The sequence below is a fragment of the Polymorphobacter multimanifer genome (assembly GCF_014205635.1).
Classification (GTDB): Bacteria; Pseudomonadota; Alphaproteobacteria; order Sphingomonadales; family Sphingomonadaceae; genus Sandarakinorhabdus; species Sandarakinorhabdus multimanifer.
The window spans coordinates 12,513-34,191 of the sequence record NZ_JACIIV010000003.1; the positions used below are offsets into that span (position 1 = coordinate 12,513).

General features: G+C 66.4%; 21 protein-coding genes. 8 read left to right on the plus strand and 13 right to left on the minus strand.

All coding sequences use genetic code 11. The features are described 5' to 3' along the window. Positions 1–4: 4 nt before the first annotated feature. The 8 genes from nuoN to nuoG all read right to left on the minus strand — a co-directional run bounded on the left by nuoN (position 5) and on the right by nuoG (position 9,689). A complete protein-coding gene (gene nuoN / locus FHS79_RS02195) occupies positions 5–1,480 on the minus strand; it encodes an NADH-quinone oxidoreductase subunit NuoN (protein WP_184194723.1) in 1,476 nt (491 codons plus the stop codon). Next, the gene (locus tag FHS79_RS02200; RefSeq protein WP_184194726.1) at positions 1,480–3,063 is read right to left on the minus strand and encodes an NADH-quinone oxidoreductase subunit M; all 1,584 of its coding nucleotides are present in this window, start codon (positions 3,061–3,063) and stop codon (positions 1,480–1,482) included. Before FHS79_RS02200 ends, nuoN begins: the two co-directional genes overlap by 1 nt. Next, the gene (gene nuoL / locus FHS79_RS02205; RefSeq protein ID WP_184194729.1) at positions 3,060–5,078 is read right to left on the minus strand and encodes an NADH-quinone oxidoreductase subunit L; all 2,019 of its coding nucleotides are present in this window, start codon (positions 5,076–5,078) and stop codon (positions 3,060–3,062) included. The genes FHS79_RS02200 and nuoL overlap by 4 nt, the downstream gene beginning before the upstream one ends. A gap of 5 nt (positions 5,079–5,083) precedes the next feature. Beyond that, on the minus strand, positions 5,084–5,389 hold the full coding sequence (gene nuoK, locus FHS79_RS02210) for an NADH-quinone oxidoreductase subunit NuoK (RefSeq protein ID WP_184194732.1): 306 nt from the start codon (positions 5,387–5,389) through the stop codon (positions 5,084–5,086). Beyond that, a complete protein-coding gene (locus FHS79_RS02215) occupies positions 5,386–6,018 on the minus strand; it encodes an NADH-quinone oxidoreductase subunit J (protein WP_341534402.1) in 633 nt (210 codons plus the stop codon). The genes nuoK and FHS79_RS02215 overlap by 4 nt, the downstream gene beginning before the upstream one ends. 70 nt (positions 6,019–6,088) lie before the next feature. Next, positions 6,089–6,577 carry an NADH-quinone oxidoreductase subunit NuoI gene (gene nuoI / locus FHS79_RS02220; protein ID WP_184194737.1) on the minus strand — a complete coding sequence of 163 codons (489 nt, stop codon included), beginning with the start codon at positions 6,575–6,577 and terminating at the stop codon, positions 6,089–6,091. Next, positions 6,574–7,650 carry an NADH-quinone oxidoreductase subunit NuoH gene (gene nuoH / locus FHS79_RS02225; RefSeq protein WP_184194740.1) on the minus strand — a complete coding sequence of 359 codons (1,077 nt, stop codon included), beginning with the start codon at positions 7,648–7,650 and terminating at the stop codon, positions 6,574–6,576. The genes nuoI and nuoH overlap by 4 nt, the downstream gene beginning before the upstream one ends. Further along, complete coding sequence (gene nuoG, locus FHS79_RS02230; protein ID WP_184194743.1) at positions 7,647–9,689, minus strand: NADH-quinone oxidoreductase subunit NuoG; 2,043 nt, start codon at positions 9,687–9,689, stop codon at positions 7,647–7,649. The genes nuoH and nuoG overlap by 4 nt, the downstream gene beginning before the upstream one ends. Before the next feature lie 143 nt (positions 9,690–9,832). Between nuoG and trmFO the strand changes: the two genes are divergently transcribed. After that, positions 9,833–11,164, plus strand: coding sequence for a methylenetetrahydrofolate--tRNA-(uracil(54)-C(5))-methyltransferase (FADH(2)-oxidizing) TrmFO (gene trmFO, locus FHS79_RS02235; protein ID WP_184194746.1), 1,332 nt, complete (start codon positions 9,833–9,835; stop codon positions 11,162–11,164). Beyond that, complete coding sequence (locus tag FHS79_RS02240; RefSeq protein ID WP_184194748.1) at positions 11,161–12,153, plus strand: hypothetical protein; 993 nt, start codon at positions 11,161–11,163, stop codon at positions 12,151–12,153. Before trmFO ends, FHS79_RS02240 begins: the two co-directional genes overlap by 4 nt. Here the strand turns inward: FHS79_RS02240 and FHS79_RS02245 are convergent. The 4 genes from FHS79_RS02245 to FHS79_RS02260 are packed head-to-tail and all read right to left on the minus strand — an operon-like array spanning position 12,150 to position 14,908. Next, entirely contained in the window at positions 12,150–12,593 is a 444-nt protein-coding gene (locus tag FHS79_RS02245; RefSeq protein ID WP_184194751.1) for an EF-hand domain-containing protein, read from the minus strand. The genes FHS79_RS02240 and FHS79_RS02245 overlap by 4 nt on opposite strands. A gap of 40 nt (positions 12,594–12,633) precedes the next feature. Beyond that, positions 12,634–13,278 carry a squalene/phytoene synthase family protein gene (locus FHS79_RS02250; protein WP_184194754.1) on the minus strand — a complete coding sequence of 215 codons (645 nt, stop codon included), beginning with the start codon at positions 13,276–13,278 and terminating at the stop codon, positions 12,634–12,636. Next, positions 13,251–13,640: a VOC family protein gene (locus FHS79_RS02255; RefSeq protein ID WP_184194757.1), complete on the minus strand. Its 390-nt coding sequence runs from the start codon at positions 13,638–13,640 to the stop codon at positions 13,251–13,253. Before FHS79_RS02255 ends, FHS79_RS02250 begins: the two co-directional genes overlap by 28 nt. Further along, complete coding sequence (locus FHS79_RS02260) at positions 13,637–14,908, minus strand: serine hydrolase domain-containing protein (RefSeq protein ID WP_184194760.1); 1,272 nt, start codon at positions 14,906–14,908, stop codon at positions 13,637–13,639. The genes FHS79_RS02255 and FHS79_RS02260 overlap by 4 nt, the downstream gene beginning before the upstream one ends. A 137-nt stretch (positions 14,909–15,045) precedes the next feature. On the opposite strand from FHS79_RS02260, the gene FHS79_RS02265 reads away from it, so the two are divergent. The 3 genes from FHS79_RS02265 (at position 15,046) to FHS79_RS02275 (ending at position 16,731) form a co-directional block, all read left to right on the plus strand. Further along, entirely contained in the window at positions 15,046–15,423 is a 378-nt protein-coding gene (locus FHS79_RS02265) for a hypothetical protein (RefSeq protein WP_184194763.1), read from the plus strand. A gap of 124 nt (positions 15,424–15,547) precedes the next feature. Beyond that, positions 15,548–16,027, plus strand: a complete 480-nt coding sequence (gene greA, locus FHS79_RS02270; protein WP_184194766.1) for a transcription elongation factor GreA — start codon at positions 15,548–15,550, stop codon at positions 16,025–16,027. Continuing rightward, positions 16,027–16,731, plus strand: coding sequence for an extensin-like domain-containing protein (locus FHS79_RS02275; RefSeq protein WP_184194768.1), 705 nt, complete (start codon positions 16,027–16,029; stop codon positions 16,729–16,731). Before greA ends, FHS79_RS02275 begins: the two co-directional genes overlap by 1 nt. Here the strand turns inward: FHS79_RS02275 and FHS79_RS02280 are convergent. Continuing rightward, the gene (locus FHS79_RS02280) at positions 16,728–16,907 is read right to left on the minus strand and encodes a hypothetical protein (RefSeq protein WP_184194771.1); all 180 of its coding nucleotides are present in this window, start codon (positions 16,905–16,907) and stop codon (positions 16,728–16,730) included. The genes FHS79_RS02275 and FHS79_RS02280 overlap by 4 nt on opposite strands. Before the next feature lie 60 nt (positions 16,908–16,967). Here FHS79_RS02280 and FHS79_RS02285 point away from each other — a divergent pair, with 60 nt between their 5' ends. The 3 genes from FHS79_RS02285 to FHS79_RS02295 all read left to right on the plus strand — a co-directional run bounded on the left by FHS79_RS02285 (position 16,968) and on the right by FHS79_RS02295 (position 21,615). After that, on the plus strand, positions 16,968–17,711 hold the full coding sequence (locus tag FHS79_RS02285; protein ID WP_184194774.1) for a cytochrome b/b6 domain-containing protein: 744 nt from the start codon (positions 16,968–16,970) through the stop codon (positions 17,709–17,711). Between the two features lie 9 nt (positions 17,712–17,720). Continuing rightward, the gene (uvrB, locus tag FHS79_RS02290) at positions 17,721–19,913 is read left to right on the plus strand and encodes an excinuclease ABC subunit UvrB (protein ID WP_184194777.1); all 2,193 of its coding nucleotides are present in this window, start codon (positions 17,721–17,723) and stop codon (positions 19,911–19,913) included. 142 nt (positions 19,914–20,055) lie between these two features. Next, positions 20,056–21,615 (plus strand): ATP-binding protein, encoded by a 1,560-nt coding sequence (locus FHS79_RS02295; protein ID WP_207792188.1) that lies wholly within the window; start codon positions 20,056–20,058, stop codon positions 21,613–21,615. Positions 21,616–21,679: the final 64 nt, after the last annotated feature.

A 21,679-nucleotide genomic window follows, 5' to 3' on the forward strand; every position in this document is an offset into this window, starting at 1 on the left:
CGGCTCAGCCAAGCCCGAACAAGCTTGCAGTGGCGCGGCCGGTGGCCGCCGCGATCGGCGCCATCGCCAGCATCCCGATCGGCGAGCAGAACAGCGCCGCCCCCAGGATCATCACGCCATTGGCCCGGCTGCCGTCGGAGACCAGCCCCACCTTGTCCTCATCGAAATACATGATCTTGACGAGGCGAAGGTAATAATAGGCCGCCACCACCGACAGCACGAAGCCAATCACCGCCAGCTCGATCAGCCCGGCATCGATCACCGCCTGGAACACCGCCAGCTTCGGCCAGAACCCCAGCAGCGGCGGAATCCCCGCCAGCGAGAACATGAAGATCGCCATCGCCAGCGCGAGGCGCGGCTGCGAGCGCGAGAGCCCTGCCAGATCGGCCATCGCCTCCACCGGCCGGCCATCGGGGGTGCGCAGCTGCATCACCACCATGAAAGTGCCCAGCGTCATCGCCAGATACACCGCCAGATAGAAGAGCAGCGCCTCGATCCCCGTCGGCGTCGCCGCCGTCAGCCCCACCAGCGCAAAGCCGATATTGGCAATCGACGAATAGGCCAGCAGCCGCTTCAGGCTCGTCTGCGCAATCGCCGCCACGGCCCCCAGCGCCATCGACGCCACCGCCAGAAACGCGACGATCTGCTGCCAGTCGAACACCGCCGGCCCGAATGCCGTCACCAGCACCCGCACCATCAGCCCCAATGCCGCCGCCTTGGGGGCTGCCGAAAAGAACGCCGCCACCGGGGTGGGCGCGCCCTCATACACATCGGGCGTCCACATATGAAACGGCACCGCCGAAATCTTGAACGCCAGCCCGGCGACGATGAACACCAGCCCGAACACCATGCCAAGCGACTTCGATCCATCCGAAAGTGCCAGCGCAATCCCGCCGAAGTTCGTCGTGCCTGTAAATCCATAGATCAGCGTGATGCCATAGAGCAGAATGCCGCTCGCCAGTGCCCCCAGCACGAAATACTTCAACCCCGCCTCGGCCGATCGCCCCTCGCCGCGGTGGAACGCCGCCAGCACATAGGCCGCCAGCGACTGCAGCTCGAGCCCGAGATACAAGGACAGCATGTCGTCCGCACTCACCATCAGGCACATGCCGAGCGCGGCCAATGCGATCAGCACCGGATATTCGAAGCGCAGCGTCGCCGCCGCCTGCAACCATGGCAGCGCCAGCAGCATCGACGCCGCCGCGGCGCCCAGGATGAGCACCTTCAGGAACGCCGAATAGCCGTCCGCCACATAAAGCCCGGCAAACGCCTCGAAGCGCCCCGCCGGTGCATCGATCACCGCCCAGCCGGCAATGCCGAGGATGATCACCGCCGCCAGCGTCACGCCGCGGGCATTGATCACATTGCCCGGCGGGTTCGCGCCGCCGCCATAGGTGCCGAGCAGAAGCAGGAACAGGCTGCCCACCGTCAGCACCAGCTCGGGCGCTGCAATGATCGCGGAAGAGAAGATCGGATGCATCAGTGCGCCGCCTGCGTCTGAACAAGATGCCGCGCCGCCTGCCCCGCCGGCACCGGCTGGGGTCCCGCCGCCTGCAAGATGGTCATGTCGGTCGGCAGCGTGGCGAGCGCCACGCCATCGAACTTCGCCACCACGGCTGCAATCGCGGGCCGCATCGGGTCCTGGAATGCCTTCGGGTAGATCCCCATCCACAGCACCGCCGCCACCACCGGCAGCAGGATCACCACTTCGCGCGCCTTCAAATCGGGCATGGCGCGGGTATCATCCCCGGCCGCCGCCCCATAGGCCACACGGCGATACAGCCACAGCATATACGCCGCCCCCAGGATGATCCCGGTGGTCATCACCAGCGCCGCCCAGGTCGAGGTCTGGTAGAGCCCGAGCAGCACCAGAAATTCCGCCACAAAGCCGCTGGTCGCCGGCAGGCCCACGCTCGCCATGGTGAAGAACAGCAGCAGCAGCGCATAGCGCGGCATGGTGTCCGCCAGCCCGCCATAGCGGCTGATCTCGCGAGTGTGCAGCCGGTCATAGATCACGCCCACGCACAGGAATAGTGCCGCCGCCACAAGCCCATGGCTCAGCATCATCACCATGCTGCCCTCGATGCCCTGCTCATTGAGCGCAAACAGCCCGGCGGTCACGAACGCCATGTGCGCCACGCTCGAATAGGCGATCAGCTTCTTCATGTCCGCCTGCACCAGCGCCACCAGCGAGGTATAGACCACCGCCACCATCGACAGCCCGAACATCAGCCAGATCAGCTGCGCCGAGGCCTCCGGGAACATCGGAAGCGAAAAGCGGATGAAGCCATAGCCGCCGAGCTTCAAGAGCACGCCAGCCAGCAGTACCGACCCCGCGGTCGGCGCCTCCACATGCGCATCGGGCAACCAGGTGTGCACCGGCCACATCGGGATCTTCACCGCAAAACTCGCGAAGAACGCCAGGAACAGCCAGAATTGCGCCTGGACGCTGAAATCATGGTCGGTCAGCACGCCGATGTCGGTCGAGCCGGCATCATTGATCATCCACAGCATGCCCACCAGCATCAGCACCGATCCGAGCAGCGTGTAGAGGAAGAACTTGTAGCTGGCATAGATCCGCCGCGCCCCGCCCCACACCCCGATGATCAGGAACATCGGGATCAGCCCGGCTTCGAAGAACACAAAAAACAGCAGCATGTCGCGCGCCGCAAAGGTGCCGATCATCAGGCTTTCCATCACCAGGAACGCCGCCAGATATTCGGGCACGCGCTTCTGCACGCTCTCCCAGCCCGCCAGAATGCACAGCGGCATCAGGAACACCGAAAGCAGGATCAGCATCAGCGCAATGCCGTCGATGCCCAGATGCCATTCGAGCCATGGCCCGAACAGCGGCAGCCGCTCGACGAACTGGAAGCCGGCAGCATCGGTGGCATAGTCCTGCCAAAGCTGCATGCCCATCACGAACAGCAGAAGCGTCGTCGCCAGCGCCGTCCAGCGGGCAGCCCGCGCCTTGCCAGCCTCATCGCCCGGCAGCACCAGCACCAGCATCGCCGCGATCAGCGGCAGAACCACCATCAGGCTCAGGATCGGAAAGCCCATCACTGCACTAGGCCCATGAAGGCTTCGGGCACGAACCACGCCGCCACCGCCGCCAGGCCGATCAGCATCACCAGCGCATAGGCATAAAGCTGCCCCGATTGCAGCCGCCGCGCCGCCAATGCCCCGCCGGCAACCATGGCCGCAGCACCATCGGGCCCCAACGCATCGATCGTCTTCTGGTCACCGCGCACCCAGAAAAAGCGGCCGAGCGCCTTCGAAGGCTGCACGAAAATCCGGTCGTAAAGCCGGTCGAAATACCATTTCTCGCACAGGAACCGGTAAAGCGCCGGCACCGCCGCCACCACCGCCCCCGGCAGCCCCGGCCGCGCGATATACGCCACATAGGCCCCCACCAGCCCGGCAAAGAACGCCACGCTCGGCGCCGCCACCACCCAGCCCGGCACATGGTGGAGCGCATCCATCAGCGCCACATCGAAGGCAATCGACTGGTTCCAGAACGCCACCCCGCCTTCGGCACCCACGAATCCATCATGGAACACCCAGCCCGCGAACAGCGCGCCGACAGCCAGCAGCACCAGCGGCAGCGTCATCGTCCAGGGGCTCTCATGCGGATGATAGCCCGCTGTCGGATCGTCCGAATGGCCATGCTGGTGGCCATGGTCGTCATCATGCCCGTGCGCCGCATGGGCGATATGCTCGGAGCCCGCCCAGCGCGGCTTGCCGAAGAAGGTCAGGAACACCAGCCGCCACGAATAGAAGCTCGTCATCAGCGCCACCAGCGCACCCACGAAGAAGGCGAACTGCCCGGCATCGGTGCCGCTGGCAAACGCCGCCTCGAGGATCGCATCCTTGGAATAATAGCCCGCGGTGAAGAAGAAGCCCGTCAGCGCCAGCGTCCCCACCGTCATCATCGCGAAGGTCAGCGGGATGTGCTTCCGCAGGCCCCCATAGAAGCGCATGTCCTGCTCATGGTGCATCGCATGGATCACCGAGCCCGCACCCAGGAACAGGAGCGCCTTGAAGAACGCATGGGTGAAGAGGTGGAACATCGCCGCCCCATAGGCGCCCGAGCCCGCCGCAAAGAACATGTAGCCGAGCTGGCTGCAGGTCGAATAGGCGATCACCCGCTTGATGTCGGTCTGCACCAACGCCACCGAGGCCGCGAACAGCGCCGTCGCCGCGCCCACATAGGTCACCACCGCCAGCGCCGTCGCCGAAGCCTCGAACATCGGCGAGAGCCGGCACACCATGAACACGCCGGCCGTCACCATCGTCGCGGCATGGATGAGCGCCGACACAGGGGTGGGCCCCTCCATCGCGTCGGGCAGCCAGGTGTGCAGCCCGAGCTGCGCGGACTTGCCCATGGCGCCGATGAACAGCAGCAGGCACAGGCATGTCATCACATCGACGCGCGCGCCCAGAAACGAGAAGGTCGATCCCTGCACAAGCGGTACCGCGGCATTGATCGCATCGAGCGACACCGTGCCGAACACCATGAAAGTGGCGAAAATCCCGAGCGAAAAGCCGAAATCCCCCACCCGGTTGACCACGAACGCCTTGATCGCCGCCGCATTGGCCGAAGGCTTGTGATACCAGAAGCCGATCAGCAGATACGAGGCAAGCCCCACACCCTCCCAGCCGAAGAACATCTGCACGAGGTTGTCGGCAGTCACCAGCATCAGCATCGCGAAGGTGAACAAGGACAGATAGGCGAAGAACCGGCTCTGCGACGGGTCCTCCTCCATATAACCCCAGCTGTAGAGGTGGACGAGCGCCGAGACACTCGTCACCACCACCAGCATCACTGCGGTGAGCATGTCGACCTTGAGCGCCCAATCGACCGCCAGCGTCCCCGAGCGCATCCATTCGAGCACCAGCACCGTGCCCGGCGTCGAGCCACCCTGCCAGAATCCGATGAAGATCACCCAGGCGAGCGCTGCCGAAACGAACAGCCCGCCGGTGGTCACCAGCTTGGCCGCAGTCGCACCGATGATGCGGCCACCAAGGCCCGCGACCAATGCCGTGATGAGCGGCAGAAAGACCAGAAGCTGAATCAATGCGCTCAGCCCTTCAGCATCGTCGAATCATCGACGGCAATCGTGCCGCGATTCCGGAAATAGATAACGAGGATCGCCAGCCCGATCGCCGCCTCGCCCGCCGCCACGGTCAGCACGAACATCGCGAAGATCTGGCCATGCACCTGCCCCAGATGGCTGGCGAAGGCGACGAAGTTGATGTTCACCGCGAGCAGGATCAGCTCGATCGACATCAGGATGATGATGACGTTCTTGCGGTTGAGGAAGATGCCGAGCACCCCCAGCACGAACACCACCGCCGACACGGTGAGATAGTGCGAAAGCCCGATCACTTGTCCATGCCCTTCAGGTCGACACCGCCGCCGATCGCCGGCTGCACGGCCCGCGTCGACCCGCCCGGCGTCCGCGCGATCTGCGCGCCGATGTTCTGCCGGCGAACCCCCTCGCGGGTGCGGTGCGTCAGCACGATGGCGCCGATGAGTGCCACCAGCAGCACCATGCCGGCGGCCTGGAACACCAGCAGATAGTCGGTGTAGAGCACCGCCCCGATCCACTGGGTGTTGCTCATCCCCGCCGGCGGACCGCCGGGCTGCGCGCCCATCGCCACGACCCGCGCCGGCTCCCAGACGCCCACCGCCAGCACCATCTCGGCCAGGATGACACCCGAGACCGCCAGCCCCAGCGGCAGATTCTTCCAGAAGCCCTTGCGCAGCGTATCGAAATCGATGTCGAGCATCATCACCACGAACAGGAACAGCACCGCGACCGCGCCGACGTAAACGATGATCAGCAGCATCGCCAGGAACTCGGCGCCGAGCAGGATGAACAGCCCGCCGGCGTTGAAGAACGACACGATGAGCCACAGCACCGAATGCACCGGGTTCTTCGAAGTGATCACCAGCACCGCCGAGGTGATGAGCACGAAAGCGAAGAGGTAGAAGGAAAAGATTGCCGTCGTCACGAAACCATCGCCCCGGCTTGCCCGAGCGTCCCAAACTGCCGACACGATGTCGCAGGAGTCGCAGCGGCAGTTACCGCCACCGCGCGTCCGCCGCAAGGTTCGCAGCGATCGCCCGCTCCCATTTGTCGCCATTGGCGAGCAGCTTGTCCTTGTCGTAGATCAGCTCTTCGCGCGTCTCGGTCGAAAACTCGAAGTTCGATGTCTCCACGATCGCATCCACCGGGCACGCCTCCTGGCACAGCCCGCAATAGATGCACTTGGTCATGTCGATATCGTAGCGCGTCGTCCGGCGGCTGCCATCCTCGCGCGGCTCGGCCTCGATGGTGATGGCAAGGGCCGGGCACACCGCCTCGCACAGCTTGCACGCAATGCACCGCTCCTCGCCATTGGGGTAGCGCCGCAGCGCATGCTCGCCGCGAAACCGCGGGGAAAGCGGCCCCTTTTCATAAGGATAGTTGAGCGTCGCCTTGGGCTTGAAGAAATACTTCAGCGTCAACCCGAGCCCGCCGATGAACTCGAGCAGCAGCAACGACTTGGCGGCATTCAGAACGGCACTCACAGCAACACCCTTCCCGGCACGGTCGCGAACTTGTCGGTGAAGAACATCAGCCAGCCGCTCACCACGACCACCCAGAACAGGCTCAGCGGCAGGAAAACCTTCCACCCCAGCCGCATCAGCTGGTCATAGCGGTAACGCGGCACCGCCGCCTTCACCCAGGCGAAGCAGAAGAACATGACCGCCATCTTCGCCAGCATCCACACGAACCCCGGCACCAGATACAGCGGCGCCCAATCGAGCGGCGGCAGCCAGCCGCCCAGAAACAGCACCGGAATCAGCGCGCACATGAAAAGGATGTTGGCATATTCGCCGAGGAAGAAGAGCGCGAAGCTCATGCTCGAATATTCGACCTGATAGCCCGCCACCAGCTCTGCCTCGGCCTCGGGCAGATCGAACGGCGGCCGGTTGGTCTCCGCCAGCGCCACGATGAAGAACATGATCGCCATCGGAAACAGCAATGGATTGAAGATGTTGCCGTTCAGGATCCCCAGCACGTTGCCCTGCTGCGCCATCACGATATCGGACAGGTTGAGCGACTGCGCATACAGGATCACCGCCACCAGGATGAACCCCATCGACACTTCATAACTGACCATCTGCGCCGCCGAGCGCAGCCCGCCCAGAAATGGATATTTCGAGTTGGACGCCCAGCCCGACATGATGATCCCATAGACCCCCATCGAGCTTACCGCGAACACATAGAGCAGCCCCACATTCAGGTCCGCCAGCACCACCCCGGCATCGAACGGCATCACCGCCCAGATCGCCAGCGCCAGCACGAACGAGATCATCGGCGCCAGCATGAACACCGCACGGCTCGCCCCGGCGGGGATGATCGTCTCCTTCAGGAACAGCTTGGCGGCGTCGGCAAAGGTCTGCAGCAGCCCGAAAGGCCCCACCACATTGGGCCCACGCCGCATCTGCATCGCCGCCCATATCTTGCGATCGGCATAGACCGCCATCGCCACGCCAACCATCACCGGCAGCACGATCGCCAGGATCAGCGTCAGATTCGCCAGAAACCACCCCGGCCCGTCACCGAAATTGTTCTGGAACCAGCCGGTGTACGTCATTCGGCGGCCTCCAGCTGCGGCACCCCGAGAATCTGGTCAACACATTCGGCCATCGTCTCGCTGGCCCGCGCAATCGCATTGGTCAGGTAATAATTGTCGATCGACGTCCGCAGCACCCCCGATGGCGGCACCACCGGCGCCCCCAGCTTCGGCGGCGAAAAGTCGGGCACATCACCGTGCAGCACGCCGATCGCCGCCAGGTGCGGCCATTCCGAAGCTATGCGCGCCCGCAGCGACCCCAAGTCGTCATAAGGCAGCACGCCTCCCAGAACCGCACTCAGCGCCCGGAAGATCGTCCAGTCCTCGCGCGCCTCGCCGGGCGGGAACACCGCCCGCAGTCCGCGCTGCGCCCGGCCCTCCATGTTCACCCAGGTCCCCGGCTTCTCGGTGTAGGCAGCTCCCGGCAGGATCACATCGGCATGCCGCACCCCGGCATCGCCATGCGTCCCCACATAGACCGTGAACACATCCGCCAGCGCCGCCGTATCGATCTCGTCCGCCCCGAGCAGGAACACCGCCCCGAGCTTGCCCGCAGCCGCATCGTCGAGAATGCCCGCGACCCCGCCCTCGGCCACCAGCCCCAGGTCGAGCCCGCCCACGCGCGCCGCCGCTGTGTGGAGCAGGTTCCAGCCGTTCCAGCCCTCGCGCACAACATCATGCGTCCGCGCCAGCGCCTGCGCCGCCGCCCACACACCCGGTGCGCGCAGCGCCCCCATGCCCAGCACGATCGCCGGCCGCTCGGCCTTGGCCAGCGCCTCGGTCACAGCTTCGGGAAGCGCCCCCAGCAGCCCGGCATCATCGCCCAGCCATGTCGCGGGGTAGCTCAGCTCGACCGTCGGCCCGATGCCGAACACCTTCGCCCGCCGCTTCACCGCCGCCTTGCGCAGCCGCACATTGGCCAGCGGCGCCTCGCGCTTCGGGTCGGCGCCCACCAGCAGGATCACATCGGCGCTTTCGAGGCCACCCAGCCCGCTCCCCAGCAGATAATCCCCGCGCGATGCCGCCGCAATCAGCGCCCCGTCCTGCCGGCACTCGATGCGCGAAGCTCCCAGCGTGCCCAGCAAATCCTTGAACGCCACCATATCCTCGAGCGCACACAGATCGCCGGCAACCCCGGCAATCGCGCCGCCCGAAACCCCCGCCAGCCCGGCCTTCACCGCCGCAAACGCCTCCGCCCAGCTCGCCTTCACCAGCCGGCCGTCACGGCGCACCCAGGGGCTGTCGAGCCGCCGCTCGCGCAACCCGTCATGGGCAAAGCGCCCCTTGTCAGCGAGCCACTCCTCGTTCACATCGTCATTGATCCGGGGCGTCACCCGCATCACGGCCCGCCCGCGCGAGCCGATCACGATGTTCGAGCCCAGCGCATCCATCACGTCGATGCCGTCGGTCTTCTTCAGCTCCCACGGCCGCGCCTGAAACGCATAGGGCTTGCTCGTCAGCGCCCCCACCGGGCAAAGGTCGATGATGTTCGCCGAAACCTCGCTGGTGATCGCCTTTTCCAGATAGGTGGTGATCTGCATGTTCTCGCCGCGGCCGACCGCACCGATCTCCTCGACGCCGGAAACCTCCTCGGCAAAGCGCACGCAGCGGGTGCAATGGATGCAGCGGTTCATGCTGGTCTTCACCAGCGGCCCCATGAACTTGTCGGTCACCGCCCGCTTGTTCTCGTCATACCGGGATCCGCCGCGCCCATAGGCCAGCGCCTGGTCCTGCAGGTCGCACTCGCCGCCCTGGTCGCAGATCGGGCAATCGAGCGGGTGGTTGATGAGCAGGAACTCCATCACCCCCTCGCGCGCCCTCTTCACCTTCTCGGTGCGCGTGAACACCACCTGGCCATCGGCCGCGGGCATCGCGCAGCTCGCCACCGGCTTGGGCGCTTTTTCCATGTCCACCAGGCACATGCGGCAATTTCCGGCGATGCTCAGCCGCTCATGATAGCAGAAGCGCGGGATCTCGGCGCCCGCCGCCTCGCACGCCTGCAGAACCGTGGCGCCGGCAGGCACCTCGATCTCGATTCCATCAACGGTCAGCTTGGGCATTGGTCTTCCCGAAAACACCGCCGGGCGCGTCCGCCAGGCTCGGCCAAAAGGCTTGGCCGCAGGCTATAGCCATGCCTTTCCCGCGTGGGAAGCCAGCTTTCGCCGCACTTGCGAACTTGTGACCACCGCGCCATGCAGGCTGCATGACCAATCCAGTCCATATAATCGGTGGCGGCCTCGCCGGTTCCGAAGCCGCCTGGCAGCTCGCCGAGGCCGGCGTGCCGGTCATCCTCCACGAGATGCGGGGGGTGCATCGCACCGACGCCCACCACACCGACCAGCTGGCCGAGCTCGTCTGCTCCAACAGCTTCCGCTCGGACGATCCGGACAACAACGCCGTCGGCCTGCTCCACGCCGAGATGCGCGCCCTCGGCAGCCTCGTCATGGCCGCTGCCGACAAGGCGCGCGTCCCCGCCGGCTCGGCCCTCGCCGTGGACCGCGATATCTTCGCAACGCACGTCACAACCACGCTCGAATCCCACCCTCACGTCACCATCGTCCGCGAGATGGTCGAAGGCCTGCCGCCGGCCGAATGGGACAAGGTCATCATCGCCACCGGCCCGCTCACCGCCACGCCCTTGGCAGAAGCCATCCAGGCGCTCACCGGCCAGGAGAGCCTCGCCTTCTTCGATGCCATCGCTCCCGTCATCCACCACGAATCGATCGACCTCGACATCGCCTGGGCGCAATCACGCTGGGACCGCGAGAACCAGGACGGCGGCACGACCGACTATCTCAACTGCCCGATGGACAGGGACCAGTACAACGCCTTCATCGATGCGATGCTGGCGGCCGAAAAGACCAGCTTCAAGGAATGGGAAGGCACCCCCTATTTCGATGGCTGCATGCCCATCGAAGTGATGGCCGAGCGCGGCCGCAACACGCCGCGCTTCGGCCCGATGAAGCCCGTCGGCCTCACCAACCCCGCCACCGGCCGCCGTGCCTTCGGCGTAGTGCAGCTGCGACAGGACAATGCGCTCGGCACGCTGTGGAACATGGTCGGCTTCCAGACCAAGATGAAGCACGCCGAGCAGGTCCGCGTCTTCCGCATGATCCCCGGCCTCGAAAACGCCCAGTTCGCGCGGCTCGGCGGCCTGCACCGCAACACCTTCATCAAGTCGCCGGTGCTGCTCGACGCAACGCTGCGCTTGCACGCCGATCCGCGCATCAGGTTCGCGGGCCAGATCACCGGCTGCGAAGGCTATGTCGAGAGTGCCGCCATCGGGCTGGTGGCGGCCCGCTTTGCCATCGCCGAAGCGCGTGGCCAGGCCGCCGTGCCGCCGCCCGCAACCACCGCAATGGGGGCGCTGCTCGCGCACATCACCGGCGGCGCCGACGCAAAACACTTCCAGCCGATGAACGTCAACTTCGGCCTGTTCCCGCCGCTCGTCCCGCCACCGCTCTCCAAGGACCAGCGCAAGCCCCAGCTCGTCGCCCGCGCCCGCGCCGATCTGGCGGGCTGGATGGCGGCTTGAGCGGAGTCATACGCATCTTCGGCCGGCTGCGGGACTGGTCGCACACCGCCGCCGGCCGCCGCACCGGGCAATTCATCAGCATCGCCCTCTCGGGCCTCATCATCCTGCTGCTGGTGCGCGCCATCCAGCGCATCGGCTGGACCAACCTCATCACCGTCCTCCCCGATGCACCGCTTGCCGTGCTCGCCTTCTGGCTGTGCTTCGCCGGCCAGTATCTCATCCAGCCGGTGGCGGACTGGATGATCTTCCGCCGCTGGTGGAAGCTGCGCTTTGCCGATCTCGCCATCTTCCTGCGCAAGCACGCGCTCAACGAAACGCTCTTCGCCTATGCCGGCGAAGGCTGGCTGCTCGCCTGGGCCGCCCGCCGCCAGGGCCTCGAATTCGATCCCGACAACCCGCCGAGCATCGCCGGTCGCGGCACCGGCCCCGGCACCCCTCCCGGTGAAAACCCCTTCGCCGATGTGAAGGACGTGGCGATCACCTCGGGCCTTGCCGGCAATCTCTTCACCCTCGTCATGCTGCTGCTCGCCATCGCCATGGGGGCTGCGTCAGCGCTGGGCGGCAGCATCGAACCCAGCCTGCTCAGGCAGGCCGGTATCGGCTTTTCGGTGCTGGTGGTGCTCAACATCGTCATCCTGTTCAACCGCGGCCGGCTGTTCACCCTCCCCTTCGTCGCCAATGTCCGCAGCTTCGCCTGGCATTTCGGCCGCGTAAGCGTCGGCCATGCCCTGCTCGTCGGCAGCTGGATCGCCGCGCTGCCGCTGGTCGGTGTCGAAGCCTGGGTCTTGCTCGGCGCCCTGCGACTCGTCGTGGCGCGGCTGCCGCTCCCCAACAAGCAGCTTCTCTTCGCCACCACCGCCGCCGCCCTCGTCGGCGAAGCCGCCCCCGCCGTCGCCGCCCTCATGGCCGCCCAGGGCGTCCTCACCCTCGCCGGCCACGCGCTGAGCTGGCTCGCCGCCGGCGCCATCGACGCCCGCCGGGCTGCCTAACCCTCCTCCTCGCACTTGCACGCCGCCTTCGGCTTGCGCTTCACCGCCGTTGTCGCAAATTCGCGGCCATCGAGCGCCCGGTCGCCATCGCGGTCGGCCTTGGCAAAGCGTCGGCTCGTCACCACCGCAAACTCCTCGAAATCCAGCCGCCCGTCGCCATTCGCATCGGCGCGTGCAAACGCCTTGCGGCGGTTGGCCAGATATTCGTCGCGGCTGATCCGCTCGTCCCTGTCCTTGTCATAGCGGTCGAAGCGGCGCAGCTCGCGCTGTTCGGGGGTGATCTCGGCGCGCGGCGCCTTCATCGGCGGCGCATCCGCCTCCTCTTCGGCAGCGGGGGGCAGCGAGGTCTGGGCCACCGCCACCGGCCGGTCGCGCGTCCACACGAACCCCGCCGCCAGCAGCGCCACGAATGCCAAGCCAAGAGCCATCAGACGACGCATTCGCCCCCCTCCAACGACCCTTCTGCCAAGCTACTCCGGCTCAGCGCCCAAAGGCAACCGCCGCCATCATCCGCAGCTGCCGTCCGGCACTGGCCCGCGGCGCCCGCGCGCGCCCGGCCGCGGCATCGAGCGCATCGCGCACCCCCAGCGCCGCCAGCCCCAGCAGCGGCCGCAGCGTTCCCGGCACCCCCGATGGCAGCGGATCGCCCGCCGCCCAGCTCCGCCCCAAGCGCCCCGCCAAAGCCTCATCGCCGCCGAGCAGCCGCCCCGCCAACCCGAACAGCAACGCGCCACCCACCGCCTCGGCTTCATGCTCGGCCTCCGGCGACAAATCCCCCGCCAGCCGGCAGCCCCAGCGTTCTTCCAGCCCGGCCAGCTCGGCGCCGCTCATCGCCGGCAGCAGCTGCGCCGCGGCAGCCTGCAGGCGCGGCTCATCGGGCGCCCGCCCGCCATCGAGTGCGGCCAGCGCATCGCGCCACCACGCAAGCTTGATCGCCCCCACCATCGGATCGGTCGCCGTCATTGCCACCTCGGCCAGCGTGCGGTCGAGCGCGAACAGCGCCACAAGCCCCGGCCGCGCACGCGACGGGGCATACAGCGTCGCCAGCCACATCTCGCGGTCGCGCTGGCGCAGTTCGTCTGCAAGCAGGTCTGAAATCAGGCCGGCCCCATCCGGAAGGCGCACAGCTTGTTGCCATCGGGATCGCGGAAATAGGCGCCATAAAACGCCTGCTCCCCCTCCGGCCCACGCAGCCCCGGCGGGCCTTCGCAGCTGCCGCCGAGTTGAACCGCATGCGCATGCAGCGCATCGATCGCGTCACGGCTTTCCACCTGCAGCGCCACCATATTGCCATTGCCCGCCGTCGCCCGCTCGCCGTCATAGGGCGGTGCCACCGCCAGCATCGGGCTGCTCCAGTCGCGGCCCCATACAAAGCCGCCCTGCGGCATCGGCATCACCCGGCTCGCACCGAGCGGCGCCAGCAGCGCATCGTAAAAGGCGGTCGCCCGCTCGAGATCATTGGTCCCCAAGGTCACATAGCCGATCATGGTTCGTTATCCTCACCCGTGCTCGCAAGTTCCTGCATCACCATATCCTCGACCGCGCTGAAACTCGAGCCATCATGCGCCACCGAAAACGGATCTTCCGCACTTCCAGTCAGCGCATAGACGATCACCCGCCCCTTCGCCTCGTCGATCCATAGCCCGGCGAGCAGCCCATAAGCCTCGCCAAGATGCCCCCACCAGTGCGCACCCGCTACCGGCTGGTCGGTCGCCCCTGCCCGCCCCGAAAGGCACTGCGGCCCGGCAGCGTAGCAGAGCATCTGCCCCTTATACGTATCCCCCGGCACCCCCTGCCCCTCCCGCCACACCGGCGCCTTCATCGCCGCCACGGTCCCGGGCTCGAGCAGCCGCACCCCGTCCACCTCGCCCCCGCGCAGCAGCAGCCGGCCGATCTTCGCCAGCCCGAGCACCGAAATCCGCAAGCCCCCCTGCGGCGAGAAGATCGTGCCATTGGCCCCCGGCCGATACGCCGCCAGATCGCACCCCGCCCCACTGCGTGCGTCGCTGCGCACCGGGCACGCCGGCCGCACCCCCTTCATGTCATCGACCTGCGCCAGCCAGGGCGCACCCGCCTCCCATCCCCCCGGCGTCCGCCCCCGCCTATACAGCACCGCCGCCTGCGCCACCGCCGCGTCGCTCGCCCCCTGCCAGTTGTACCCGGCATCGAGCCCGAGCGGTGCCAGCACCAGCCGCGTCATCAGCCGGTCGAAGCGCTCCCCCGTCGCCGCCTCCATCACACTGGCGATGACGCCATAATTGAGATTGGCATATTCAAACCGCTGCCCCGGCGCCCCCGGCCCCCAATGCGCCGGCACCAGCGGGTCCCGCAGCGTCGCCTCGAGCGGAAAAGCGTATCCCGGCCCATCGACGATCCCCGAACTATGGCTCAGCAGCTGCCGCAGTGTCACCGGCCGATCGGCAAAGCGCGGATGCCGCAGCCGCCAGCCAAGAACAGCCGACACATCGGCATCAAGATCGAGCGTTCCCGCCTCCACCAGCCGCCAGGCGCCGATCGCCACCACCAGCTTGGAAATGCTCGCCACCCGCATCGGCGTGTCCGGCCGCAGCGCCCGCCCGCCAATCTCGGCTTCGCCATGGGCTTCGGCGCGCACCACCCGCTCGCGGTCCGCAACCACCGCCGCCAGTCCGGACAGCCCTGCCGTTGCCGGCGTCTGCCCGGCCACGATCTCCGCAAGATCCGTCGCCGCAGCCGGAGCAGCCAGAAACAGCAGCAGAAGCGTCGCAACCTTCATGCGAGCAGTTTTCCAATCGCCGCCCGACCTTGCAACCTGTTTCGCAGCAACCGGGAACCGCCGTCCGCTTCACCACTTCTCAACCTGTGCCGGCACAATTGTGACGGCCTTTATCAGTTGCGAAGGATTATTTCCCCATGGCCGTCCGTTTTGCTGCCACCATCAATGCCTTCAACCGCGGCATCGAAGACATGAAGCCCGCCGCCGCCGTCTCGCTCATCGAGGATTGGGAAACCGCCCTTGCCGATGTCGATGTGCCCGGCGCCAAGGGCATCGCCCGCGATCTCGCCTCGCTCCGCAAGCAGATCGAAAGCGGCTCGCCCGATGGCGAGCGAATCGCCGCCATCATCGGCCGCCTCGGTGAATCCGTTTCGCGGATCGCACCCCGCGCGGATAGGAATGGCGAGAAGCTCACCACCCTCGCCGAAGTCCTGAATGAATCGGGTTCCGCCCAGGCCGATGAAGAAATCGACGAGGCCGCCGCAGCATCCGCCCGCCGCAAGAAAGCGGCCTGATTCCGTCCCCGGCAGGCCCCCAAGGCCTGCCGGGCGATATCCCTGGACTGCCCCCGAACACCCCTCGATGCCCCCCGAAAGCCCCTGATTTGCACCCCGCCGCAACAGCACCCATATCAAGCCCATGAGCGTGGCCTTCACCAAGGAATCCGATGCCGAGGCCGTGGCAGCCGATCTGCCCGACCGGCCGATCCCCAGCCACGCCAACCTCGTCACCCCCTCCGGCCTCGCCCTGATCGACGCCGCCCTTGCCACCGCGCGTGCCGCCTATGCCGAAGCCCAGGCCTCGAGCAGCATCACCTCGGATCGCACCGCCATGGCGCAGGCCACGCGCGAGCTGCGCTATTGGGCTGCCCGCCGCGCCTCCGCCCAACTCATTGAAAACAGGCCGCCGGAAGGTCGTGCCGGCTTCAACACCCATGTCCATTTCGAGCATGAAGACGGCCGCACCGGCCAATGGCATATCGTCGGCGATGATGAAGCCGATCCCGCCCGGGGCCGCATCTCCTGGGCCTCTCCGGTGGCACGCGCGCTCACCGGCCGCGGCATCGGCGACACCGTCCGCCTCCCCGCCGGCGAGGCCGAGATCATCGCAATCGACTGATGCGACTGCTGATTTTCATCGTTGTGCTCGCAGCAGCGCTGGCCTTCGGCTGGCAACAATTCCAGAAATGGGTTGCCGCCAACCCAGAGAAGGTCCCTTGGACACCACTCTCGCTCGCCCACCCCATCGGCCCCTTCACCGCGCAAAAGCTCGGCGGCCTTGCCGACGACACCCCGCAATGCCTCACCCTTCTCGAAGCCGCCAAGGTTGCCCATACCCCCCTTCCGCCGCTCTCGGCAGATCGCTGCGGCTATGACAATGCCGTCACGCTGAACCCCGGCGGCGCCATCGCCCCGGCCCTCGCCCCCGCCGATCCTGGCCTCTCCTGCCCCGTCGCCGCAGCGCTAACTCTCTGGGAACGCGACATCGTCCGTCCCGCAGCCCAGCGCCATTTCGGCAGTGATGTCGCCCGCATCGATCACTATGGCACCTACAGCTGTCGCAACATCGCTGGCGGCAGCAACCGCTCGGAACACTCCACCGCGAATGCCATCGACATCGCCGGCTTCCGCCTCGAAGACGGCACCCGCATCACCGTCGCCGCCGACTGGACGCGCGACAATGAAAAGGCCGCCTTCCTCCGCGAAGTCCGCGACGGCGCCTGCCAGCTGTTCGGCACAATCCTGTCGCCCGACTACAACGCCGCCCACGCCGATCACTTCCATTTCGACCAGGCCAACCGCATGCGGCCCTTCTGCCGCTAGCGAAGCGCGGTGATCCCCAGCTTGTCGGCCTTGGCGCGCGCCTTCACCGATTCCTCGCTGCGCGTCAGCGCCTTGGCGATCGCGCGGATCGGCATGCCCTTCTTGGCCAGCGTGTGCAGCTTCTGCACTTCTTCCGTGGTCCACGGCTGCTTGTGCCGCTCGAATTTCTCACCCATCGCCGCACTCATTGTTTCGGGCACTTGCCAACGCTCCCGCTCTCGGCTGCATAGGCGCGCATGACAAGCTTTTATCTGGTTCTGGCTCTTCTCATCGCCCTCGCCCTCAACCACCGCCGCCCGCAAGTCCGCGCGCTCGGCATGGGGACTGCGGGGCTGGCGTTGTGCTTCATGGCCGGCTCGATCGCCCTCGCCTGGACCGATGGCACCTTCGCCGCCGCCACGGGCAGCACGCCCGTCTGGCTGAGCATCGAGGCGCTGGTGCTCATCGCGATCGCCGGTGCGGCCTTCTGGGCCATCCCCAAGCAATTGCGCGTCGCTCCGGCCGAAGCGCCGCCGCTGCGCGGCACCAAGGCCGCCTATGGCCTCACCACCCGCGCGCTGCACTGGGCCAGTGCGGTGCTCATCTTCGCCGCCTTCACCATGGGCCAGTTCGTCACCGTCCTCTCGCCCGCGCTGCCCGAGCATGCGATGTTCCTCGCCACCCATCTCGCCATCGGGGGCGCCATCTTCCTGCTCACCTTCGGTCGCATGATCGAGCGGCTGCTCCGCCCAAGCCCGCCCACGCCGGGGCGCGTCAAGCTCGCCCATACAGCCGGATATGCGCTCATCATCGCCACCTGTGTTTCGGGGCTGGCGATGATCGATGCCCCCGTCGATCTCTATGGCCTGAAGCTGCCCAACCTGCCCGCCGATCCGCTCGCCGAGACCATGCACCGCGACCGGCTTCCGCTGCTCTTCGGCCTCTTCATCCTGGCGCATCTGGCCGGGGCTTTCCGTGCCATCGGCCGCATGGTGCGTTAGAGTTCGAGCATGGCCATCCAGATTCGCACCAGCCTCGCCGAGCCCGAAACCAGCGAGGCTTTCGTTCCCCACCGCCCTGCCCGCCCCGAAAAGTCGGAAGGCGGCCGACCCTTCGTTCTCGCGTCGGAATATCAGCCCGCCGGCGACCAGCCCGCCGCCATCGCGCAGCTGGTAGCCGAAGCCAATGCCGGCGAGCGCGACCAGGTCCTCCTCGGCGTCACCGGCTCAGGCAAGACCTTCACCGTCGCCAAGGTCATCGAAGCCGTGCAGCGCCCGGCCCTTGTGCTCGCGCCGAACAAGATCCTCGCTGCCCAGCTCTATGGCGAGTTCAAGAGCTTCTTCCCCGACAATGCGGTGGAATATTTCGTAAGCTATTATGATTATTACCAGCCCGAAGCCTATGTCCCCCGCTCGGACACCTATATCGAGAAGGAATCCAGCGTAAACGAAGCCATCGACCGGATGCGCCACAGCGCCACCCGGGCACTTCTCGAACGCGATGATGTCATCATCGTCGCCTCGGTCAGCTGCATCTATGGCATCGGCTCGGTCGAGACTTATTCGGCGATGACCTTCAGCCTCAAAAAGGGCGGCACCGCCGACCTGTCGGACATCGTCCGCAAGCTCGTGGCGCTGCAGTACAAGCGCAACGAAATGTCCTTCGCCCGCGGCAACTTCCGCCTGCGCGGCGACTCGCTCGAGCTGTTCCCGTCGCACTATGAAGACAGCGCCTGGCGCATCAGCTTCTTCGGGGACGAGATCGAGGCGATCACCGAATTCGACCCCCTCACCGGCCAGACCATCGCCAAGCTCGATTTCATCAAGATCTACGCCAACTCCCACTATGTCACCCCCGGCCCCACCCTCAAGCAAGCCAGCGAAGCCATCCGCCACGAGCTCACCGAGCGGCTGAAGGAGCTCAACATCGAGGGCAAGCTGCTCGAAGCCCAACGCCTCGAACAGCGCACCAACTTCGATCTGGAAATGATCGCCGCCACCGGCTCGTGCGCGGGCATCGAGAATTACAGCCGCTTCCTCACCGGCCGCCTCCCCGGCGAGCCGCCCCCCACCCTCTTCGAATACATCCCCGAAAATGCCATGCTGTTCATCGATGAGAGCCATGTCACCGTGCCCCAGATCGGCGGCATGTCGAAGGGCGATCACCGCCGCAAGCTCACCCTCGCCGAATATGGCTTCCGCCTGCCCAGCTGCATCGACAACCGGCCCTTGAAGTTCGAGGAATGGGAGGCGATGCGCCCGCAGACGGTCTTCGTCAGCGCGACCCCCGGCCCCTGGGAAATGAACCAGACCGCCGGCGTCTATGTCGAGCAGGTCATCCGCCCCACCGGCCTCGTCGATCCCCCGGTCACCATCCGCCCGGTCGAGGACCAGGTTCAGGACCTCATCATGGAAGCCAAGGCCACCGCAGCCAAGGGCTACCGCAGCCTCGTCACCACGCTCACCAAGCGGATGGCCGAGGATCTCACCGAATATCTCCACGAATCCGGCCTGCGCGTCCGCTACATGCATTCGGACGTGGAAACCCTCGAACGCATCGAGTTGATCCGCGACCTGCGCCTCGGGGTCTATGACGTCCTCGTCGGCATCAACCTGCTGCGCGAAGGCCTCGACATCCCCGAATGCGGCCTCGTCGCGATCCTCGATGCCGACAAGGAGGGCTTCCTCCGCTCCGAAACCAGCCTCATCCAGACCATCGGCCGCGCCGCGCGCAACGTCGATGGCCGCGTCATCCTCTATGCCGATCACATGACCGGCAGCATGGAGCGCGCCATCGCCGAGACCGACCGCAGGCGGACCCGGCAGGAAGCCTACAACCTCGAGCACGGCATCACGCCCGCCACCATCAAGCGCGACATTGCCGATCTGCTCGCCGACACCAGCCAGAAGGATGGGCTTATCGTCCCCACCGGCGACGATGAGACCCCCCATCTCGTCGGCCACAACCTCAAGGCCTATATCGCCGATCTCGAAAAGCAGATGGCCGCCGCCGCCGCCGATCTGGAGTTCGAGACCGCCGCCGCCATTCGCGACCAGATCCGCCGGCTGGAGATGGACGAGCTCGGCCTGCCACCGTCGGACCGTGTCGCGTCGCCAAAGGGCCGTGCGATGGGCGGCCAGCCCGGCACCCGCACCACCCGGTTCGAGAAAATGAAGAAGAAGGCCAGCCGCGGCCGCAGTTGATGCTGGCGCCCCCGAAACCGAACGTCGCGCTCACAGCGGTGCCTGCAGCGATGCCTGTAGGTAGTTTCCGAAGTCCCTGCTACCGTCGTCACCATGGGGTATTGGCCGGAGCTTTTCTGGCATTATCGGGGCAGCAAGGCGAATGCAGATCGACGGGCCGCATTCTGCTGCCAGGTGGCAAGCTCTCCAGGCCGAGCTGGCGCTCACACGGGCGAGCCTTGCAACCGCCATGGCGCAGATCGACGCGCAGCACGACGATGTTCCAGCGAAAGGGGACGCGCTCACTGGCATGCGCGCTGAAATCGCCAGCCTCACCGCCGATAATGCGCGGCTGACGTCGACGGCCGAGACCGAGCACGACGCCAATGAAGCCAAGTCGGGTTTTCTGGCGGCTGCCAGCCATGATCTGCGCCAGCCGCTGCAGGCAATGGCCAGCCTGCAGGCGCTGCTCGCCCAGTCGGCCCGCGACAAGGGATCGAGGATCCTCATCGACAAGCTCGATATCAGCCTGAATGCAATCGCCACGCTGCTCGACACGCTGCTCGACAAGGGCCGGATCGAGGACGGCACCGCCAGCATCGACATCCAGCCGGTCAGCCTCGACGCTCTATTCGCAAGGCTTGCCGAGATGCACCACCTCACTGCAGAGGCCGGGGGCAGCAATCTGGTCTTCGCCCCCACCCAGGCGCTGGTGGCGAGCGACCCGCTCCTTCTCCAGCAGATGCTCAGCAACCTGATTGGCAATGCGCTGCATTATGCGCCGGAGGGCAAGGTGCTCGTCGGCGTACGCCCGCGTGGCGATTCCGCCATCATCGAGATCTGGGACAACGGCATCGGAATCGCCCCGGAAGACGCCGAAGCCATTTTCGAAGCCTATGCGCAGGTCGATCCCGACGATGGCCATGCCGGCCATGGGCTCGGCCTGTCGATCGTGCGCAGTCTCGGCCTTCTGCTCGGCCATGCGGTGTCACTGCGCTCGGTGCCGGGCAGCGGCTCGGTCTTTTCCGTCGAAGTGCCATTGGCGCCCCCCGAAGCCGAAGCGGCACCGCTGGCACCACCACAGGCACAGCCCGCCGGCCGCGGAGTGATCGTGCATGTGATCGATGATGATCCTGCCGTGCTGGAAAGTCTCGAAGCGCTGATCACCGCCGCTGGCCATCTGGTGCAGTGCCACGGCTCGGCGGAAGCGTTCGTGCGGGACTGGTCCCCGGCAAGGGCCGCCTGCCTGCTTGTCGATGCCGGGCTTCCGGGGCAGGACGGGCTTTCGCTGCTGCGCAGCCTAAAGGAGCAAGGCATCATGCCCCCGACGATCATCATCACGGGCAAAGGCGATGTCGCCACTGCGGCTGCCGCGATGCGCCTCGGCACGCTCGATTTCATCGAGAAGCCCACCCCGCCGGCGGAGCTGCTCGCCGCCATTGCCAATGCACTCGCCATCGATGGAACACGGCGCTCGGCGGCCCGCGTACGCGGCAGCGCGCGCCGGGCGATCGAGGCGCTCACCCCGCGTGAGCGCGAGGTGCTCGATGAAGTGCTGCGCGGCCATCCCAGCAAGAATATCGGTTTCGATCTTGGCATCAGCCAGCGGACAGTGGAAAACCACCGTGCCTCGATGATGCGCAAGACCGGTTGCAAGTCGCTTCCCGCGCTGGTCCGCCTCGCGATAGCCGCCGAACTGGACACAGACACGCTGGCCAATTGACCCTCGGACTGGCGTTTCGCGCCCTTTTGATGATCTTCGATTGCTTGCAACGACGCACCCATCA